The sequence below is a fragment of the Streptomyces nojiriensis genome (assembly GCF_017639205.1).
Lineage (GTDB): Bacteria > Actinomycetota > Actinomycetes > Streptomycetales > Streptomycetaceae > Streptomyces > Streptomyces nojiriensis.
This window is the reverse complement of sequence record NZ_CP071139.1, coordinates 251,156-269,071: the sequence shown is the minus strand read 5'-3', so window position 1 is coordinate 269,071 and position 17,916 is coordinate 251,156. Positions and strand designations below refer to the sequence as shown.

At 69.5% G+C, this 17,916-nt stretch carries 20 protein-coding genes and 2 pseudogenes; 8 read left to right on the top strand and 14 right to left on the bottom strand.

Translation table 11 applies throughout. The features are described from left to right. Window positions 1–86: 86 nt before the first annotated feature. The 4 genes from JYK04_RS40935 to JYK04_RS01385 all read right to left on the bottom strand — a co-directional run bounded on the left by JYK04_RS40935 (window position 87) and on the right by JYK04_RS01385 (window position 4,195). Window positions 87–374 carry a hypothetical protein gene (locus JYK04_RS40935; protein ID WP_229876968.1) on the bottom strand — a complete coding sequence of 96 codons (288 nt, stop codon included), beginning with the start codon at window positions 372–374 and terminating at the stop codon, window positions 87–89. Beyond that, window positions 344–694: a hypothetical protein gene (locus JYK04_RS40930; protein ID WP_229876969.1), complete on the bottom strand. Its 351-nt coding sequence runs from the start codon at window positions 692–694 to the stop codon at window positions 344–346. Before JYK04_RS40930 ends, JYK04_RS40935 begins: the two co-directional genes overlap by 31 nt. A 21-nt stretch (window positions 695–715) precedes the next feature. Beyond that, the gene (locus tag JYK04_RS40925) at window positions 716–1,267 is read right to left on the bottom strand and encodes a helix-turn-helix domain-containing protein (RefSeq protein ID WP_229876970.1); all 552 of its coding nucleotides are present in this window, start codon (window positions 1,265–1,267) and stop codon (window positions 716–718) included. A 144-nt stretch (window positions 1,268–1,411) separates the two neighbouring features. Next, window positions 1,412–4,195: a tetratricopeptide repeat protein gene (locus tag JYK04_RS01385; protein WP_202186008.1), complete on the bottom strand. Its 2,784-nt coding sequence runs from the start codon at window positions 4,193–4,195 to the stop codon at window positions 1,412–1,414. A 122-nt stretch (window positions 4,196–4,317) separates the two neighbouring features. Between JYK04_RS01385 and JYK04_RS01380 the strand changes: the two genes are divergently transcribed. Together JYK04_RS01380 and JYK04_RS01375 are read left to right on the top strand one after the other, a co-directional pair. Further along, a complete protein-coding gene (locus JYK04_RS01380) occupies window positions 4,318–4,515 on the top strand; it encodes a hypothetical protein (RefSeq protein WP_229876971.1) in 198 nt (65 codons plus the stop codon). A gap of 169 nt (window positions 4,516–4,684) precedes the next feature. Beyond that, entirely contained in the window at window positions 4,685–5,125 is a 441-nt protein-coding gene (locus JYK04_RS01375; protein WP_189748383.1) for a helix-turn-helix domain-containing protein, read from the top strand. An 85-nt stretch (window positions 5,126–5,210) separates the two neighbouring features. Here the strand turns inward: JYK04_RS01375 and JYK04_RS01370 are convergent, their stop codons facing one another. Both JYK04_RS01370 and JYK04_RS01365 read right to left on the bottom strand, forming a co-directional pair. After that, window positions 5,211–5,813, bottom strand: coding sequence for a ClpP family protease (locus tag JYK04_RS01370; RefSeq protein ID WP_189748386.1), 603 nt, complete (start codon window positions 5,811–5,813; stop codon window positions 5,211–5,213). 1 nt (window position 5,814) lies between these two features. After that, window positions 5,815–6,453: an ATP-dependent Clp protease proteolytic subunit gene (locus JYK04_RS01365; RefSeq protein WP_229876972.1), complete on the bottom strand. Its 639-nt coding sequence runs from the start codon at window positions 6,451–6,453 to the stop codon at window positions 5,815–5,817. A gap of 209 nt (window positions 6,454–6,662) precedes the next feature. Between JYK04_RS01365 and JYK04_RS01360 the strand changes: the two genes are divergently transcribed. Then, window positions 6,663–6,836: a CsbD family protein gene (locus tag JYK04_RS01360; RefSeq protein WP_189748389.1), complete on the top strand. Its 174-nt coding sequence runs from the start codon at window positions 6,663–6,665 to the stop codon at window positions 6,834–6,836. Window positions 6,837–6,909: 73 nt separating this feature from the next. On the opposite strand, the gene JYK04_RS01355 is transcribed toward JYK04_RS01360, so the two are convergent. From JYK04_RS01355 to JYK04_RS01345, 3 genes are all read right to left on the bottom strand, one after another. Further along, a complete protein-coding gene (locus JYK04_RS01355; protein ID WP_189748391.1) occupies window positions 6,910–7,356 on the bottom strand; it encodes a DUF2267 domain-containing protein in 447 nt (148 codons plus the stop codon). 66 nt (window positions 7,357–7,422) lie between these two features. Further along, on the bottom strand, window positions 7,423–7,818 hold the full coding sequence (locus JYK04_RS01350) for a DUF2267 domain-containing protein (RefSeq protein ID WP_189748393.1): 396 nt from the start codon (window positions 7,816–7,818) through the stop codon (window positions 7,423–7,425). Between the two features lie 110 nt (window positions 7,819–7,928). Next, window positions 7,929–8,363 (bottom strand): Hsp20/alpha crystallin family protein, encoded by a 435-nt coding sequence (locus JYK04_RS01345; protein WP_189748824.1) that lies wholly within the window; start codon window positions 8,361–8,363, stop codon window positions 7,929–7,931. Window positions 8,364–8,488: 125 nt separating this feature from the next. Between JYK04_RS01345 and JYK04_RS01340 the strand changes: the two genes are divergently transcribed. Then, window positions 8,489–9,160, top strand: coding sequence for an HSP18 transcriptional regulator (locus JYK04_RS01340; RefSeq protein WP_202186007.1), 672 nt, complete (start codon window positions 8,489–8,491; stop codon window positions 9,158–9,160). A 74-nt stretch (window positions 9,161–9,234) separates the two neighbouring features. Further along, window positions 9,235–9,633, top strand: coding sequence for an STAS domain-containing protein (locus JYK04_RS01335; protein ID WP_202186006.1), 399 nt, complete (start codon window positions 9,235–9,237; stop codon window positions 9,631–9,633). Between the two features lie 163 nt (window positions 9,634–9,796). On the opposite strand, the pseudogene JYK04_RS01330 reads toward JYK04_RS01335, so the two are convergent. The 4 genes and pseudogenes from JYK04_RS01330 to JYK04_RS01315 form a co-directional block, all read right to left on the bottom strand. Next, window positions 9,797–10,142, bottom strand: a pseudogene (locus JYK04_RS01330) (PRC-barrel domain containing protein). A gap of 43 nt (window positions 10,143–10,185) precedes the next feature. Beyond that, entirely contained in the window at window positions 10,186–10,461 is a 276-nt protein-coding gene (locus JYK04_RS01325; RefSeq protein ID WP_189748679.1) for an isoamylase early set domain-containing protein, read from the bottom strand. Window positions 10,462–11,147: 686 nt separating this feature from the next. Further along, window positions 11,148–11,717, bottom strand: coding sequence for a hypothetical protein (locus JYK04_RS01320; protein WP_229876981.1), 570 nt, complete (start codon window positions 11,715–11,717; stop codon window positions 11,148–11,150). Window positions 11,718–12,627: 910 nt separating this feature from the next. After that, window positions 12,628–12,939, bottom strand: a complete 312-nt coding sequence (locus tag JYK04_RS01315) for a hypothetical protein (protein ID WP_189748682.1) — start codon at window positions 12,937–12,939, stop codon at window positions 12,628–12,630. Window positions 12,940–12,992: 53 nt separating this feature from the next. On the opposite strand from JYK04_RS01315, the gene JYK04_RS01310 reads away from it, so the two are divergent. Next, window positions 12,993–13,259, top strand: a complete 267-nt coding sequence (locus JYK04_RS01310) for a hypothetical protein (RefSeq protein ID WP_189748685.1) — start codon at window positions 12,993–12,995, stop codon at window positions 13,257–13,259. A gap of 316 nt (window positions 13,260–13,575) precedes the next feature. Here JYK04_RS01310 and JYK04_RS01305 read toward each other — a convergent pair whose 3' ends face one another. Further along, the gene (locus JYK04_RS01305; protein ID WP_202186005.1) at window positions 13,576–15,111 is read right to left on the bottom strand and encodes a trypsin-like serine peptidase; all 1,536 of its coding nucleotides are present in this window, start codon (window positions 15,109–15,111) and stop codon (window positions 13,576–13,578) included. A 551-nt stretch (window positions 15,112–15,662) separates the two neighbouring features. Here JYK04_RS01305 and JYK04_RS01300 point away from each other — a divergent pair. Beyond that, entirely contained in the window at window positions 15,663–16,523 is an 861-nt protein-coding gene (locus JYK04_RS01300) for a hypothetical protein (protein WP_189748695.1), read from the top strand. A 471-nt stretch (window positions 16,524–16,994) separates the two neighbouring features. Next, window positions 16,995–17,827: pseudogene (locus tag JYK04_RS01295) on the top strand (IS5 family transposase). Window positions 17,828–17,916: the final 89 nt, after the last annotated feature.

Genomic DNA, 17,916 nt, shown 5'->3' with positions numbered 1-17,916 from the left:
GTGATCGTGCCGTCGCAGAGAGTGAAGAGCGCGGGTGTAGCACTACCGGGATCTGTGCAGGGGTGGAGTGCTACGAGGCGTAGCAGTTACGCGAGGGCGGCCCCGATGATCTTTGCGATTTTCCGGGAGCGGGAGGTGGTGGCGTAGCCGGCGCGTTGGGCGATGACGCCGGGGAGGGTCTGGTGTCGCACCCATTCCGGGTGCTCTTTGCACACCGTCAGCAGGGTGTCCAGGCAGGTGTCGTACTGCCGCGTGTCGCACTGGGCGAGGGCGATGTCGAGCTGGAGCCGGTTCTGTGCGGCCTGGTGCAGTGAGGACCAGTCGTGCACCTCCTTGGCGAGGTTCAGGGCCTTTCCGGCCTTGCCGGTGGACACGGCGATACCCACGGCCTGGGCGGTGACGGCGGCGGGGCGAACGCGGTGCCGTTGACCATGACGTCACGCCCCAGCCGGGCGGCTACGGCGAAGCCCTGGGACAGCAGATCCTCGGCGGCGGCGGTATCTCCCTGACGGGCTGCGACGACGGCCGCGAAGGTGACGTGCCACCCGTAGGTCGCGAGGAGTACGGGATCACGGTCGCTGTACGCCGGTTCGATGCTGGTGTAGGAGATGTCCGCGGTGCGCTCGGCGTCATCGAGTCGGGCATCTCGCAGGTAGACCCACGACCGCCCGGAAGCCACGGAGGCTTCCCGCACCGGATCGCCTCCCTGCCGGGCCTAGTCGGCGGCGTGGCCGATGGCGGCGTACGCGAGATCGCGGACTCCGAACTGGTTGGCGACGTAGGCGGCCAGGCGGTAGGCATCGGCGAGAACTCCGCGTGCGGCCATGCGGCGGTCCTCGGCGGCGTCCGCCAGGGCCGTCGCCGCGTCCCTGACGCAGGATGCGGCGAACTGCCCGGCCACCCCGATACGCCCGGCCCGGTAGGCGTCCCATCCCGCCGCGAGATCGTCGGCGAAGTCGACGGGTTCCCTGTCGGTGCCGATCCCCGCGGCGGTGTCGTGGACCGTGCGCGACAGCTCGCGCAGGGTGGTCCGGTCGTCCGCGAGCAGCGCCCTCCGGGGGGCCTGCTGGCCAACGATCACAGGGATGTCGGCGCCCAGGACGTGTGCGAGCCGCAGGAGGGTGGGCAGCGAGATTTGGCCCCGGTCCTGCTCGGCCTTTCGGACCGTGGCGATGGACAGGCCCGCGTTCTCGGCGAGTTCTTCCTGAGTGACGGCTCCGCGCAGCAGCTTGATTCGCTGACCGGTGGTGCGCTCGTTCCACTTCATGGCGTCCCCTTCGTCTACCGGGACGGTACCGCTCGCCCGGGAGCCACCGGAATCTCCAGCGGGTACGTCCTCGGCGACACCCGCGCCGCGTACCACTAGGGGTGCCGGTAAGAACTCTGTCACCAGCCGCAAACGGCGGAATCCCTACGGCGTGCCCGGCGGTACGGTCCGCTCAATCAACACGGACGCTCGCCATGGAGATGTAGGTGTGCCGTCCGGGTCCAGGCCATACGGCCACAGCCTGGTGAAGATTCCAGGCTCCATGGCCAGGCGGTACAGGTCGCGAGGGTTTCCGTGGTCGGCGGTCTGCCGGGCCAGGGCTTCGGCGCCGTCGCGGTCCCCGGCCTGCTCCCGCATCTCGGCCAGGCGGTACAGGGCGTCGGCCTTGCCGTGGTCGGCGGCCTGCCGGATCACGGCTTCGACGCCGTTCCGGTCCCCGGCCTCTTCCATCATCTCGGCCAGGTGAACCAGGGCTTGGGTACTGCCGTGGTCGGCGGCCTGCCGGTAGAGGGCTTCGGCGCCGTCTCTGTTCCCGGCCTCCTCCCGCATCTCGGCCAGGTGAACCAGGCCATCGAGGTTGCCGTGGTCGGCGACCTGTCGGTAGAGAGTTTCGGCGCCGTCGCGGTCCCCCGCCCGCTCACGCATACGGGCCAGGTGGTACAGGGTGTCGGCGTTGCCGTGGTCGGCGGTCTGCCGGGCCAGGGCTTCGGCGCCGTCGCGGTCCCCGGCCAGCTCCCGCACCAGGGCCAGGCGCAGCAGGCCGTTGGTGCTGCCGTGGTCGGCGGCCTGCCGGTAGAGGGCCTCGGCGCCGTCCCGGTCCCCGGCCAGCCCCCGCATCTGGGCCAGGTGGTACAGGGTGTCGGCGTTGCCGTGGTTGGCGGTCTGCCGGGCCAGGGCTTCGGCGCCGTCGCGGTCCCCGGATTCCTCCCGCATCTCGGCCAGGCGGTGCAGGCCGTTGGTGCTGCCGTGGTTGGCGGTCTGCCGGGCCAGGGCTTCGGCGCCGTCGCGGTCCCCGGATTCCTCCCGCATCTCGGCCAGGCGGTGCAGGCCGTTGGTGCTGCCGTGGTTGGCGGCCTGCCGGGCCAGGGCTTCGGCGCCGTCCCGGTCCCCGGCCCGCTCCAGCATCACAGTCAGGTGAACCAGGGCGTAGGGGCTGCCGTGGTCGGCGGCCTGCCGGGCCAGGGCTTCAGCGCCGTCCCGGTCCCCGGCCCGCTCCAGCATCACGGCCAAGCGGCTCAGGGCGTGGGGGCTGCCGTGGTTGGCGGCCTGCTGGTAGAAGGCTTCGGCACCCTCCCGGTCCCCGGCCCGCTCCCGCATCACGGCCAAGCGGTTCAGGGCCTCGGCATTGCCGTAGTCGGCGGCCTGCCGGTAGAAGGCTTCGGCACCCTCCCGGTCCCCGGCCTCGTCCTGCATCACGGCCAGAAGTAATAGGGCGTTGGTGTTGCCGTGGTCGGCGGCGCGGTGGCGGAGGGAGTGGGCCCATTGCAGGCGGTGCCGGTTCTCGGCTGCCTGGGTGAGGTTGCCGAGGTCGTCGGGGTCGGTGAGGTGGGTGTGGGCGGCGTGCCAGAACGACGCGGGCGGGCACAGGTGCCTGCGGCTGGTGCGGCCGTGCTGTTCGAGGTAGTCGGCGAGCCGGAACACCGGTCCCGCGGTCGACGGGGCCGGGCCGTGAAGAGCCGGGGACGGGGCGGGGGGACGTCGCTGGGTGCGGGGGGTGGTGCGGCGCAAGGGGGCCTGTTTGCCGTGGACGAGGGCGGCGAGTTCGGCGAAAGCTTGCTCGGCCCAGTCGTCGGTGAGCTGGTCGTAGTCGGTGTCGGTGAGGTAGTCGGCGGCGGCGTCGGTGAGGAAAGCCTGGGGGAGGTGGAGGCCGACACCGAGGCGGCGGGCGTCCATCGCCACTTCCAGTACCGCTGCGGCGGCCGGGGTCGCGTGCCGGTAGCGGTTGAGGAGTTCGGGGGCACCGGCGAGGTCCTGGGTGACCCGCCCCTCGGCGCCCGCACGGCTGAGGGCGTCAGCCAGAAGCCGGTCCCCGCCCTCGGCAAGAGCGGACGCGGCGGCCAGCGCCGGAGCTTCGAACGTCTCGGGAACGGTCAGCACGCGGCCGGCCAGCAACTCCCGCACCCGGCTGTATGGATCGCCCTCACCCGGCGCGGGCAGGGCCGTGTACCGGGCGGCGTACTCGGGCCAGAGCGTGCCCAGCACCAGGACCGGCCCGCACTCCGCGGTCACCAGTAACTGGTGCACGGCCGCCGCGATCCGCTCGCCCGCCGTGCGGTCGCCGAGGTAGTGCTGGGCCTCGTTCAGCCACACCACGGTGCGCGGCGCGACACGAGGCAGGTCCTCCAGGGCGTCCTGGGCGCGGGTCGGGTCGAAGGGATGCCACAGCCGCCACCCCTGCGCCGCGAGCGGCTGTACTGCCTCCCAGCACGCCCGCGTCTTCCCCGTCGACGAACTGCCCACCAACACCACGGCCCGACTACGGCCGGCTGCGGCGTCCTTCACCAGCCCGGCCAGTACCCGGTCATGCTCGCGCCGTACATACCCGGGCATCGTCCGGGCCCCCGACCTCCCGGGCCCGGAGGCGGCGTCACCCGGCCCGGCCGGGTGGACCTCCAGGTCGTGCGGATCCCACTCACCGATCGAACGGCCTGGTGCCGACCGCACCCCACCCTCTGTGTCCTCGACCGCGCTCCGCTGCAACTCCAGCAGCTCCTCCACTGGCAGCTGCAGAGCACGGGCCAGGGCCGCCACCGTCTGGGGCGAGGGGGCAGGCTTCGCCGGTGAGAGCGCCTCCGACACCGTCGTGCGCCCCAGCCCGGCACGCTTGGCGAGGTCCGTCTGGTTCAGCTGCATGCGGGCCATCCCGCTCGTCAGCCTCTCCCGCAGCTCGGTCAGCGCCGGGTCCAGGCTGTCGTGTTCGTCGTGCATGGTTCGTGCCCCCAGGACCGTCGTGTTCGCCAGTGTTCATCTTCCTGCCGGCGAACCCCGGCGAACACGGATTCCGCGACCTTGGACCACGTCAACACCCCACCGCGTACCGGGAGATTGCCGTGACCGTCGCCGTCGTCCTGCTCACCACCGCATTCGTGACCGTCGTCGCGCTGCTGGCCGCCGCCGGCGCGGGCAAGCTCGCCCGCATGGACAACACCAGCTATCCCACGGCCCTCACCCGCGCCGCCACCACCTTCGTCGCGGTCATCACCCTCGCCGCCGTCGTAGCAGGCACCCTCGTCGCCCTCCTCACCTGACGATCAGCCCTACTCAGTCTCAAAGCGCCCCCGTTTGCGGCTGGTGACAGAGTTCTTACCGCACCCCGCTCTAGCGCCGAACCCGAGTCGTCCCAGGCACTGGCGCGGCTTCACCCAGGGCAGAAGGCCACGCCCTTCCCCCCGCGCGCCGGATCCCTAGGGTGAGGGGGTGAGCACTCATGCGCCGAACGAGTCCCGCGTCATCTCCCTGCGCCCGAAGGCTCCGTCGCCCGGTTCCGGCGGGGCGGCCGGCGCCCCGCGGCGCCCCATGGGGGGTCCACAGCCACGCGCGCCGAGGGAGCCGCTGTGGCGTGACCTCGTCGGCGACGTGCTGCGGCGCGAGCGGCTCGCCCAGGAGCGCACGCTGAAGGACGTCTCGGAGGCGGCCCGGATCTCGATGCCGTACCTGTCGGAGGTGGAGCGCGGACGCAAGGAGGCATCCTCCGAGGTGCTCGCGGCCGCCGCCCAGGCCCTCGGGCTCGGCCTCGCCGACCTGCTCCTGCTCGCCGGTGACGAGCTGGCCCGGCACGCCCGGAGCCGGGTGGTCCGGGCCCGCACGTCACCCACGTCGCCCACGGCGCAGTACGACGGCTTCTGCCTCGCCGCCTGACCGGACCGGGCCGACGGCCGGTACGACGGGGCGCACCCCCGCCGTACCGGCCGCCTCGCCGGCCCTCGGCCACGACCGCGCGGGCTCAGACGAACGCGAACCGTCGGCTCAGCACCTCGTCGGCCAGCCCGTAGGCCACGGCCTCCTCGGCGGTGAACACCTTCTCCCGGTCCATGTCCGCGCGCAGCGTCGCCACGTCGTGGTGCGTGTGCCGGGACAGAACCTCCTCCACCTGCGAGCGGATACGGACCATCTCCTTGGCCGCGAGGCTGAGGTCGGAGACCGTCCCCTGCCGGCCGCCGCTGGCCGGCTGACCGAGCAGCACCCGCGCGTGCCGGAGCACGAACCGCCGCCCGGGATCTCCGCCCGCCAGCAGCACCGCCGCCGTCGACGACGCTTGACCGACGCAGAAGGTGGAGATCGGAGCCTGCACGAACGTCATCGTGTCGTAGATCGCCATCAGCGAAGTGAACGATCCGCCGGGCGAGTTGAGATAGATCGAGATCTCCTGCTCCGGGCTCGCCGACTCCAGGTGCAGGAGCTGCGCGATGACCACGTTGGCGACCCCGTCGTCGATCTCGGTGCCGAGAAAGATGATCCGCTCGTTCAGCAGCCGGCTGAAGACGTCGTAGGACCGCTCGCCCTGCGCGGTCCGCTCGATCACGTAGGGAACCGTGTACGACCCCATGTCACAGCCCCGTCCGTCGGCGCGGCGTGGCCGGGCGGATGTCGGCGAGCGACTCCACCACCCGGTCCACCATCCCGTACTCCCTGGCCTGTTCGGCCGTGAACCAGCGGTCTCGGTCGCCGTCCCGCGCGATCGTCTCCACGCTCTGCCCGGTGTGCTGGGCGGTGATCCGCTCGATGGCCTTCTTGGTGAACTGGAGGTTCTCCGCCTGGATCTCGATGTCCGCGGCGGTACCGCCGATGCCCGCCGAGGGCTGGTGCATCATGATCCGCGCGTTCGGCAGCGCGAACCGCTTGCCGGGCGTCCCCACGGTGAGCAGGAACTGGCCCATGCTGGCGGCGAAGCCCATCGCCAGCGTCGAGACGTCGTTCGGGATGAGCCGCATCGTGTCGTAGATGGCGAGACCCGCGGTGACCGACCCGCCGGGGCTGTTGACGTACAGGCCGATGTCGGAGCGCGGGTCCTGCGCCGACAGCAGCAGCAACTGTGCGCACACCCGGTTGGCCGACACCTCGTCGACCTGGGTGCCCAGGAGGACGATCCGCTGGTCGAGCAGCCTTGCCGCGAGGTGGTCGTCGAAGTGGCCGGGCGGTGTGTCGCCCTCCTCCGCGCGGGGGGCGAGCATGGTGAGGGGAGTCATCTCTTCTCCTTGTCGAGGCGGGATGCCGTCGACTCCACTCTTGACCTCGGGAACCCCCCGAACGTCGTTCCTCTGCCCCCGGCAGATCCGCCACGGGCGGACACGAGGTCACGGCACTGGTGGTCGAACCTGATCAGCTCCTTGTTCACGCTGGAGTTGAACGGTCTGCTCCACATCAGGCGTTTCCACCGAAGAGGGAGTGATCAGCTGTGTCTGGTGAGCAGAAGGCCGAGGCGAAGGGCGAGCAGGCCAAGGGCAAGCTCAAGGAGACTGCTGGCCGCGTGACGGGCAATGAGCGGATGACCGCCGAGGGCCGTGCGGAGCAGGCCAAGGGCGATGCCCGTGAGGCCAAGGAGAAGGTCAAGGACGTCTTCAAGCGCTGATCGTCATACGTCGGGGCCGGGACCGCAGGTGTGGTCCCGGCCCCGACGTATGTCCGCGCGCTGTCGGCGTGGGTCAGGCGGCGGCGGGCTCGGGCTGGCGCAGTTCTGCCTGGCCGAAGAGGAGGGCGTAGCCGCCGGGGAGCTGGCGCAGGATGCGGGCGAGGAGGTCGGGTCCTGCGAGGCGGGTGACGACGGCAAGGACGACGCCTGTGTCCCAGCGGACGGTGGCGGGGGTGGCGCCGGTGCGTGCGGCAAGGTCTTTGACGAAGCCCCAGCCGCTGAGGGGTTCGGTGGTGGGGATCTGGGCGGTCAGGGGGAGGGCGGCCTCGACGGGCAGGCACTGGGCGAGGTCGACGCGTTCGTCGCCGGTGAGCTGGCGGCCGAGGGCGGACAGAACGTACTGGACGGCTTCCGCTGCGCGTTCGCGGGTGGGGTAGGCGCCTTCGTAGCGCACGCGTTCCAGCATCTGGTCGAACGTCATGGCGGGGGTGGCCCGGTTCGGTCGAGGCTGGTCGTACATGGCTGCGGTTGCCTTTCTCTGCGAAGGATCCGTCCTCCGGCCGGTGGAGGTCAGGGGTCTGGTTGGTCAGGTGGGCTGGGGGTGGCCGAAGAGGAGGTCGTAGCCGGGCGGGAGCTGAAGCAGGACCTCGCGGGTCAGGACGTCACCCGCGGCGGCGGCCGTGGTGGACAGGACCGCGCCGATGTCCCACAGCGCGGTCGTCTCGGTGGCGCCCTCGATCCAGGCCGCGGTCGCACGCACGAATCGCTCCGGCGAGAGCGGCTCTGCTGCCTCCAGCGGGTTCAGGAGGATCAGCGCGTACGTTTCGGGGAGGCGGGCGGCGAGCTCGGACCGTACGGTGCCCACCAGATGTGCGCCCAGCAGGGCCAGGACGACGCGGGCAACGCGATCGGCGTCTTCCAGGGTCTCGTACTCGCCGCGTTCCTGGACGTGGGTCAGGAACGATTCCCTGCGCATCGGCATCACATCACCTCCGAGAAAGGGGTGAAGGGGGCCAAGGGGGTGCGGAGGGCGGGGTGCCGGAGGGGGAATGGGCTCTTCCCGCCCTCCGCTGCCGGCTGGTGCGGGAGGGTTCAGCCGGAGATCTGCTTGCGGCCGCTTTCGCCGCCGATGCTGATCTTGCGGGGCTTGGCGCGTTCGGCGATCGGGATCCGCAGGGTCAGGACACCCGCGTCGTACTCGGCTTCGATGTGCTCGGTGTCGAGGGTGTCGGCCAGCATGACCTGGCGGGAGAAGACACCGAGGGGCCGCTCGGAGAGCTCCATCTGCACGCCGTCGGACTTCTCCGCGGGCCGGCGCTCGGCCTTCACCGTCAGCATGTTCCGCTCGACGTCGATGTCGATCGCCTCGGTGCTCACACCGGGGAGGTCGAAGGCGATCACGTACACGTCGCCCTGACGGTAGGCGTCCATCGGCATCACGGACGGCTTTGACCACGTGCCAGACGTACCCGACAGCTGCTGGACGATCCGGTCCATCTCGCGGAACGGGTCGGTGCGCATCAACATCGCGAAACACCTCCAGTTGGTTCAGGCAGAAACTGCCAATGCGCTTCAACGTGCTCCCGTTGTAACATGTCATCGAAACGATGACAAGTGTGAAGTCATCCGGAGGGTGACGGACTGGAGACCGTATGAACGAGAGCATCGAGCCGCCCGAGCCGATCCCTTTCCCGGCCGCCGCCGCAGCACTGGAGGCGATCAACCAGGCCATAAGGGACGCGCGTAAGCCCTCTGCACGCACCTCGGCGGCCGAAGCCGCGGCGACCACAGCGGACGCCGACCCCCACGTCGCTCTGGCCGCGCTGGTAATGCTGCGCGAGGTCCGTGAGCAGCTCGCCGGTTGGGAGAGCGGCCTGGTCGAGACCGCCCGCGAGCAGGGCGCGAGCTGGGCCGACCTCGCGGGCCCGCTAGGGGTCGCCAGCCGACAGGCCGCCGAACGCCGCTACCTGCGGCTGCGCCCGGGAGCGGCCGGGAGCACCGGCGAGCAGCGCGTCCAGGCCACGCGCGACACACGCGCCGCCGACCGCACGGTGACCGCCTGGGCCCGCGACCACGCGGCCGACCTGCGCCGTCTCGCCGGCCAGGTCACCGCTCTGACCGGTCTCCCCGAGGGTGCCGAGGGCGCCGTCGGCGACCTGAACCTGGCCCTCGCCGACGACGACGCCGCCCGCCTCGTCCGCCCTCTGATCGACACCCGTGCCCACCTGCGACCCGAGGACACCGAGCTCGCCGAACGCATCGACGCCCTGACCTGGCACACCGACCGGCTCCGCCAGGAAACCCACGACCAACGCAGCACCTGACCCGCCCCTCCCCCGAACCGCCGACCGGACCACGGGCTTCGGGGGCCACGCCACGAACCTGGGAGTGACCCACCATGGCCGAACGCCCTTCCCCGGAGGCCGGCGGCAACGCCATCGCCGTGGAAGTCCTGGAGCACGCCGTTGCCATCAGGCCCTCGGGCGAGATAGACATCGAGACGGCCCCCGCCCTGCGGTTCGCCCTCGCCCAAGCCCTCACCCACGCCTCACCGGCCAAGCCCGTGACGGTCGACTGCAGCGACATCACCTTCTGCGACTCCTCCGCGCTCAACGCACTCCTCGCCGCCCGGCGCGCAGCACAGGAGACCGGAACCGTCGTCCGCCTGGCAGCCCCCAACCACCAGCTCCAGCGCCTCCTGGAGATGACCGGCGCCCTGCCCCTCTTCCCCGTGGACCACGACCCGCCGCCCGCCGACCGCTCCTCGAAGGGATACCCGCACGGGCTGCCTCGGTAGGCAGGCCGGTGGTGCACGGGCACCGACAGGAGCGCCGGTTGCAGGCGGTGCCCGACCCGGCCGGACTGCTGCAGGACGACCACACGGCGAGCTCGCGGCCCCGGCCCCTCCGTGGGCTGCGGCTCCCTTGCGTGGTGGGGAGCCGCAGCCCGGCGAGCCGGGCTCAGCCGCGGTCGCGGCCGTAGTACTGGCCGAGCTGGTCACGGTAGGCGGCGTCACCGCGGTGCTTGTCCTTGTCGTACTCGGGGGAGTCCTTGATCTGGTCCTTGGTGAGGTTGACGTTGATCGTCTTCTCCTCGATGTCGACGCGGACGACGGTGCCGGCAGAGATGAGGACTTCCTTGCCGAAGATCCACGGGCCGGTGTCCACGACGGGAAGCGCCGACCTCGTCGGTGCCCTCGTCCACCTTGCCGATACTCCCGTCGCTGGCTTCGACCTTGAAGCCGACCAGGCTGGTGCCGGGCGTGTAGTGCGACCCGGGGTTGTAGCTCCACATGTCGTCAGCCACAGGAATTCTCCCTCTGGGCCAGAGTCCGTGGTCGTGCGGAGAGTCAGGTGTGCAGGAGGCAGTTACGGCCGTCGTGGCCGTCCGCCCCTTCTTCGTCGAGCCAGTGGCCACCGTCGGCGAGGTAGCGGAACCCGTGGTGCTGGTCCACCGGGAAGGTGACCGTGACCGCGCGGCTTCCGTCCGGGCGCTCGACCAAGGGATGAGCGCCGGGCCGCCAACCGTTGAAGTCACCGACCACGCTGACCTCACCAGCCGGATGGCCGGCGGGCAACACGAACGTGATCTCGGTCCGCTTCTTACTCCGAGTGCGCGCCAACATGGACGGTCAGCTCCTCACAGGCGGGGGAATGGCTCCGCCATCACTGCGCGCTGCGCCCGTCTCGGTAGCGGGGCACTACGCCACCCGGTACAGCTGTCCCCCGCTCGGCTGCATAGGGCCGGCCGACCCAGGCCGAGTACGCGGAGCGCGCTGAGCAGGCCCGCGCCGAGCTCGCCTCCATGCTGGGCACCGTCCCGAGCGAGGAAACCGAGGCGAAGGCCCGCGGCCTCCTGAAACGCCTCGGCGCCCACCAGGACGCAGCGGCCGCGTAATGGGGCCGATCGCAGTCGTCCTGGACCACACGACTGCCACCGCCCTCCACGATCCCAAGGACCCGTACGGCTGTGTATGCGAGTAGCAAGCAACGTCGTTCTGACGCGAAACTGGGAGCCGTACGCTCGCGCGAATAGGCGGTGTTCACGAGAACGGGTTCTGGCTCAACCTCTGTGGAGCCGTGCCGTGCGCGCTCTGGTGTACGGCGGAGCATCCCGCTGACCTGCCTGTCCGCCATGTTCGGTCGCCCGATGCGCTCAGGTCTGGCCCGCCACCACAGAAGATGAGCCAGAACCCGAGAACGGGAGCCGGTCACCCCGGCTCTGCTCCAAGCCGTAGTCAATCGCGTGAAGCAGCTCCGGTCCTCGGGCTGCAGCGGGGCGCACAGCCCCTTGGCGTGATGATCGGCTTCGTCACCTGATGATCTGGTCCCCGTCAGGCACGTCCTCGACCGTGACAAGGCCGCGGGGCAGCCCAAGTCCCCGCGACACCGCCTGGGCAATCCCGTTGAAGTCCGGGCCTTGCGGGATCGGCACCTGCTCCCCCTCGCCGTAGCTCTCCAGCGCTTTCACGAAGTAGCTCGGATGCCAGGCGCCAACGGCCCCCCTGACCTCGATCGCGGCCACAGGGCGCCCGCCGACGAGTTGCTTGAGCGCGCCCAGAATCTCATCGGATCGCAGTTCACCCGGTACCTGAAACAGACTGGCGTGAGCACCGGCGAGGCCGCCGCCCCTCAACCGCACAGTCACGGTGAGGCAGCTGGTGACGCTCGGATAGGTAATCACGCCCCCAGGTGCGACCTCTTTGACCTGCCCTTCCGTGACCGTCGCGCTGGCGAGTGCCGCCAGGCTGCTCACCACGCGCGGCCCTGTGTGGGTGGGCTCATATGGGGCGATACCGGCGGCTGCACTGGGCGAGGTGAGGGTCGCGGCGCCGACAAGGGCAACTGCGAGGGTCGCGATGACGCGCTTGAGTTCGATCACAACCTTCGCAACGATCACGAGGTGCGGCAGGTGCCCGGATCGCGGCCAACCGTCGCTCCACTTCGGCGGCGCAACAGCCCTGAGACAAACCGCGGGACGCGTCCGACCGCCATCAGTGACTCCCGAACCCATCGACATGATCATGGTGGCGGCACACGAAGCCACTCCCGAAGTCGTCAACAAACGACTCGCGTTCTCGTGTCTACAGCCACCCGTACAACGAGGCCGGCGCCGGGGTTCTACGTCCAAGCCTCCGGCGGCATGGGCTCCCTCTACACGCCCGTGCTCTCCCTGACCGCAGGCGACACCAAGCGGCCCGGCCTGCTCGCCTACATCAACGGACTGCGGTTCATCGAGACGAGCCCCTCGACACCACCGCCGCCCTGGCCGCCACCGAGCTCCTGCGCGCCGGGCCCCCTGGGCGGCCCTCCACGCCACTCACGCCGCGCGCCCCTTGGCAGACTTCCCCGCCGGCCGCTACCTGGTGAGGGTGCGCGGCGCGCCGCAGACGATCACCTCTGCGCCGCCGAAAACCCTGCCGACGACTCACGCATCCCCCTCGACGACGGATGAGACCTCCGCCGTTCACAGGGCGTTTCAGCCATCCCACCGTTTGCAACGCCTCATGAAACACGATCGCTGCAGGTGGACCATCCAACGGTGCCGTGTCCCATAGGCGACCACCCATGAAACAACGCCGGCGGCTTCGACGGCCAGAACATTCGGCTACGTGTCGGCCGGATCGCCGTTCGTCAACGGCACCCCAATGTGTGAGCGGGGGCTGTGACGGGCTTCCGCTGTCCCACACGAGCACCGCCGCGGTCGCCACCCGGACAGTCGCGGTCGGGGTGGCGGAACCAAGTCCGCGACGCGATGTTCGGCCAGCCCTTGTCGACCAGCGCAGGAGTCTCTACCGGATGACGACATTAAGGGCCATGAGCGCTGTCAGCACAGCGTTGTCCTGGGTGCCAGAGCCGGCCGTGAAGCGCCTGTAGACACCAACAACTTCTCCGTCCTCGCTCACGACCTTGAGCCCTGCCGGGACGAACTCTCCGCCACTCACGATGATCACGGGCCGACCGTCGCGGTACTCCAGCGCCAGCGTGCCAACGTCCTCGGGGTCGACTTCCGACACCGGCACCAGTGCCGGTTCCGCCTGTGTCGACTCGGGTGACATCTGCACCTTGGCGGGACCCTTAGAGTTGGGCGTGGACTCGGACATTGCGTCTCCTTCTCTGGCCGACCGGCTCGCTATCGCCGAGCCTGGATCGTCCCATGACGGAACGTCACCGGGCTATCGCCCAAAGCGGTTCGAACTCGGACGGGATCCACGCCTATGGGGTTCCGGTCCACGCCTCCCACCGCCTGTACGGGATCGTCCGACCCTGCCCGGGCTGGTCACCCTTCTCCCCACAGCTGGCCTACCACCAGGCCATCGCCCGCAACGCGAAGGAAGTCCAGGCCCTGGAAGCGGGCGGCCTGGGCACCAGCCGGCTAACTCACGTCCATCTCGCCGACCATGAGCAGATCGCCCTGTGCTGAGCAAAGCGGCTGCCCGTCCGCGACTCGCGGACCGGGCCCGGACAACCGTCCCCCAGGAAACTCCGCCGCCGGCACCGCGCCGGTCCGCATCCGCCTGCGTCTCGGGAGTGGATACCGGGGTGGCAACGGGCGTGAGCTGCTCGTTATCCACCCCGGCCGTTCCTGCCAGCGGCGGTGCCTGTGTCTAGCCGTCGGAGCCGGCGTTGAAAACGAGGTCGCCCGGCTTCGGGCTGTCCAGGCCGGCCTGGCTCCGCTGGGAGGAGAGTACGCAGGCCGTCCGGGGCCGGCCTGCGTACGTATGTGCCTGCTGGGCTACTTAGGCGGGTGGGGCGATCATGATTTCTGTTCCGAGGTTGTTCATGCGGGTGTCCTTGTACATGGTGGTCTCGCCGTCGCTCCAGCGGATGATGAGGTCGTTGGTGAGTCCGTCACCGGTGTACTGGCCGGTGGTCATGATGACGCTGTGGGTCCAGGTCTTGTTGGGGCCGTGGATGGGCTGCTCGCTGCCGAGGCCGCCGGTGGTGGTGCCGACGTAGTTGTTGAGCGCGCCGCTGGACCAGCGGACCATGAGGTCCCATTTCTGGTTTCCGGAGTACTGCCCCGCGGTCAGCAGGGTGGCGTCCTTCCAGGTGCTGTTGGGGTCCTTGAGCTTGTATTCCTGGCCCATGGTGCCGGCGCTCACGTTGGTGAAGAGGCTGAGTTCGCCGTCCGACCAGCGGACCATGAGGTCGGTGACGTAGGTGGCGGCGTTGAAGCGGCCGGCGGCGATCTGGGTGGCGTGGCTCCAGATGGATCCGGAGGGCGCCATCTCGGTTCCCCCGTTGAGGCCGTTGGAACCGACGTCGCCGTGGAGGGTCATCCGGCCGTCGTCCCAGCGGACCATCAGGTCGAACTGGTTGGATCCGGTGAAGTCGCCGGCGGTGATGGTGGCGGCCGACTTCCAGTCTGCGTTGGGGGCCAGGAGCTGGCGCTCGGGGCGGAAGCCGCCATTGCCGTCGCCGGGGTAGAGGGTGACTTCGCCGTCGGTCCAGATGACGAGCAGGTCGCTGTGTCCGGTGCCGGAGAAGTCGCCGGAGGCTATCTGCTTGGCGTGCTTCCAGGTCTCGCCGCTGCCGGGAAGGACGGGGCCGTCCGTCGGAGGCTGGTAGGTGCCGCGATGGACGTTCTTCGGTCCGATACCGTTGTCGGCGTCGTTGTAGAGGTCTTGGGCGTCCTTGCCGTAAATCGGAGAGTACGAGATCCAGTCGACGTCGCCGCCACCGCCCATGCCCCCGACGTTCCCGATCACCTGTCCGGTGCGTGCCGAGGCGTTGTACCCCTTGATCCATGGGCCGCCGGAGACGCCTCCGTAGTAGCCCTTGCATTCCATCTTCATCTGGCGGAAGCCGTAGAACCGGCTTGTGGGGACGTCGCACGTGATGGCTTTGTGCGTGCTGTTGTTCTCGATGCTGTCGGGGTACCCCACGACGGTCACGTTGTGCTCGTATGAGGTGGTGGGCGTGAAAGTCAGTGCCCCTGTGACGTTCTCGATCTGGCCTCTGGCGTTCGGTGCGACCACGACGAAGGCGAAGTCCAGGTCGGACAGCGGACCTCTGGTGGCCTTTCCCTCTTCGGGATACCGGGGGTCCTTGTAGACCTCGTCGATAGGGAAGACCCCGGACGGCTGCGTGCCGGCGGGCAGGCCGTAGCGGTACTGCGGTACGAAGATGCGGTGGGTCGCGTCCTTGAGGGTGTTCGCGCAGTGGCCCGCGGTGAGCACCAGGCTCTTGCTCTTGCTGCGTACGACGCTGCCCGAGCAGTACGTGCTCTTGCCGTTCAGGGCCTGGCCGTCGAAGAAGAACGTTCCGACCATGGGCAGCCCGTCGAAGTGTCGCGCCGTGGGAGTGCCTGCGGGGGCGCCGGCCGAGTCTCGGGCCGAGGGCGAGGACGAGCCTGGGGACGGCTTCACTGCCCGCGCATCCACGGGCTGGGCCTGGGCCATCCGTTCAGCGGTCCAGTACTCCTCTTCAGGGGCGACGGAGCGGGAGGGAGAAGGGGAAGCCAGCGGGAGGGTGGCTCGGGGAGGCGACGTCGAGGGTAACGGCGTGGCCTGCGGTGGAGATGCCGCCGGGGGCCGGGGTAAGGAGGGAGACGCGGAAGGGGAGGCCGGCATCGAAGCGGTCGGAGCCGGAGTGCCCGAGGCCATAGCGGCAGGGCTGGCGAGTACGACGGTCGTGATGCTGAGAGCGAGTGTGGTCAACCATTTGGATCTCAAAGAACTTACTTCCTGAGCGAGGCGGCAACGCAGAAAACAAGACGTAATAGTCCGCCAGTTCGACGAGGGGGCAGACTATGCAGAGGTTTGAAAGATCGTCAACGGAAATGAAAAGGGTTCAAATGAGCATGAACTGGATGAGGGCCGGTGTGGCCACCTCGCTGGCGGTGCTGCTGTCCGGGGTGTCAGGCGGCGCCTTAGCGGTGCCCACCGCGGATCCGCCCCGGCCCATGCCCAGTGGTGCGGAGATGCCCGTGACGCTGGGGGAGCGCATCAGCATTTCGACCGAGGCAGGGGTCTCCGGGGACGCCAGGAACGGTGTCCGGGTGGTCTCCCCCGCCTTCGTGGCGGACGGCACCCTGCGCATGGACGACCGGCTCCTCACGGCAGTCGTGACGGTCTCCTGCACGGCCGCTCCCGGTTCCTACGAGGTGCGGTTCGGCTCGCCCGTCGGCGACGAGAACGTGTCCAAGATCGACCGGCTGTGGGGGAGTGTCCGGGTGGCGCCGGCTGAAGCGGTCGAACGGGAGGCGTGCGAACGGCGGGTGGCGCAACTGCCGCCGGTGTCCCAGGAAGAGCACTGGCCCGAGGACTCGGGATGGCCGGCGACACCCTGGGACGTGCGTCCCGTGCGGGCCGGGGAACGGATGACGGCCTCGGACGGCTTCGCGCTGGCAAGCGACGGGGAGGTCACCTTGTCATCCCCCGCTTTCACACGGTCAGTGGTGATGCGCGGCGCGAAACTGGTATCGGCCGTCGTCCAGATCCGCTGCGACACACAGCCCGGGCTCTACGAAGTGCGCTGGAACGAGCACGGCAAGTCGGCGAAGATCTGGGCCCGCTACAGGGTGGTCGACACGGCGGCACCAGGCTGTCAGGACCCGGTGGTGGCACCCCAGGCGAGCGCGGTCCGGCGGTCGGCTCCCTGGCTGCTTGGCGGCGCCGCAGCTCTGACCGCAGCAGGCGCTGCCGGCTATGCCTTCCTCCGGCGCCGTAAGGCTTCCCGCTGACGCCGATGGTGCTGTTCCACCGGGATCCATTCAACCCATCGCAATGCGGCGTGGCTCAGCGGAAGCCTTGCCGCCGCAGGATCGGAGTGCGGCATTTCGGTTTCGACTATGTCCGAAAAGGTCTGAGTCATGTCTCGAATACTCCACAGTATTTAGTGAATCGGTCAACTAGCGAGACTTAAAGAGACTTCCGGATGCCGGTCGAAGGAATGCAGTCCGCAATATGCCGTGGGGAGACACGTTCCACGGTTCATCAGAGCGGCGACGTGCGCGGACCATGCCAAAGGTGACAGGAGCGTGCTCGGCAACCAGCTCGCAGCGCAGTCGGGTGACGCTGATGCATCCGAAGAGAACGGGTGGTGGCAGGCATCCTTCCAACCGGACGGAGAAACCCCGAAGCGTCCGCCCGCGTCCGGACCGGGCTGGCTCTGGGCGTGTCCGCAATGTCGATCGGTCGTTACTCCGTTCGTGGTGCGACGTCATGAACTGACTGATCAGGCCTGGGAAATCATCGGACCGTTACTGGCTCCGCCCCGGATGGGACGTCCGGTGCGGGACCGGCGGCAGGTCCTCAACGGCATCCTGTGGAAGCTGTCCACGGGTGCTGCCTGGCGGGACCTGCCCGAACGGTATGGGCCGTGGAAGACGGTCTACGAACGGTTCCGCCGCTGGTCGGCGGACGGAACCTGGGACCGGCTCCTGGCCCACGTCCAGCAGCACTCGGATGCGATCGGCGAAGTCGACTGGTCGGTCGTCTGCGTCGACTCGACGATCGTGCGGGCCCACCAGCACGCTGCCGGAGCCCGAAAAGGGGGCCCTGGACCGGTGAGGCACTCGGCCGGTCCCGAGGCGGACTGAGCACCAAGATCCACCTCGCCTGCGACGGCCGGGGCCGCCCTCTCGCGTTCACGCTCACCGGCGGGAACGTGAACGACTGCACGCAGTTCGAGCCGGTCATGGCCCGCATCCGCATCAAGCGGTGCGGGCCGGGCCGGCCCCGGACCCGACCGGAACGGGTGGTCGGCGACAAGGGCTACTCATCCCGCAAGATCCGCTCCTACCTGCGCAAACGCGGCATCGCCTGCACCATCCCCGAACGCGTCGACCAGATCAGCGGACGGCGTCGACGCGGAGAGAGCCTGTGCCGTCTCGACCGTGAGGTCTACCGGCGCCGCAACGTCGTCGAACGCTGCTTCAACCGGCTCAAGCAGAACAAGGCCCTCGCCACCCGCTACGACAAACGAGCCCGCCACTACAAAGCCCTGGTCACCCTCGCCTGCCTGCGACTATGGCTCCCCGACTGACATTGCGGACACGCCCTAGGCCTGGACCTGCCCGAGGCCCGCACCGGCCTGCTGACCGTGTGTGCCCGGCTCCTCCGGGCCCAGGACCG

What these genes read in the sequence shown, in the direction of transcription:
- JYK04_RS01345 (WP_189748824.1), bottom strand. Translation starts at nt 8,363, where the DNA reads ATGTTGATGCGCACCGACCCGTTCCGCGAGATGGACCGGATCGTCCAG.
- JYK04_RS01370 (WP_189748386.1), bottom strand. Translation starts at nt 5,813, where the DNA reads ATGGGGTCGTACACGGTTCCCTACGTGATCGAGCGGACCGCGCAGGGC.
- JYK04_RS01355 (WP_189748391.1), bottom strand. Translation starts at nt 7,356, where the DNA reads ATGTACGACCAGCCTCGACCGAACCGGGCCACCCCCGCCATGACGTTC.
- JYK04_RS01315 (WP_189748682.1), bottom strand. Translation starts at nt 12,939, where the DNA reads ATGTCCGAGTCCACGCCCAACTCTAAGGGTCCCGCCAAGGTGCAGATG.
- JYK04_RS01305 (WP_202186005.1), bottom strand. Translation starts at nt 15,111, where the DNA reads ATGGTCGGAACGTTCTTCTTCGACGGCCAGGCCCTGAACGGCAAGAGC.
- JYK04_RS01325 (WP_189748679.1), bottom strand. Translation starts at nt 10,461, where the DNA reads ATGTTGGCGCGCACTCGGAGTAAGAAGCGGACCGAGATCACGTTCGTG.
- JYK04_RS40925 (WP_229876970.1), bottom strand. Translation starts at nt 1,267, where the DNA reads ATGAAGTGGAACGAGCGCACCACCGGTCAGCGAATCAAGCTGCTGCGC.
- JYK04_RS01385 (WP_202186008.1), bottom strand. Translation starts at nt 4,195, where the DNA reads ATGCACGACGAACACGACAGCCTGGACCCGGCGCTGACCGAGCTGCGG.
- JYK04_RS01350 (WP_189748393.1), bottom strand. Translation starts at nt 7,818, where the DNA reads ATGCCGATGCGCAGGGAATCGTTCCTGACCCACGTCCAGGAACGCGGC.
- JYK04_RS01335 (WP_202186006.1), top strand. Translation starts at nt 9,235, where the DNA reads ATGGCCGAACGCCCTTCCCCGGAGGCCGGCGGCAACGCCATCGCCGTG.
- JYK04_RS01310 (WP_189748685.1), top strand. Translation starts at nt 12,993, where the DNA reads ATGACGGAACGTCACCGGGCTATCGCCCAAAGCGGTTCGAACTCGGAC.
- JYK04_RS01340 (WP_202186007.1), top strand. Translation starts at nt 8,489, where the DNA reads ATGAACGAGAGCATCGAGCCGCCCGAGCCGATCCCTTTCCCGGCCGCC.
- JYK04_RS01365 (WP_229876972.1), bottom strand. Translation starts at nt 6,453, where the DNA reads ATGACTCCCCTCACCATGCTCGCCCCCCGCGCGGAGGAGGGCGACACA.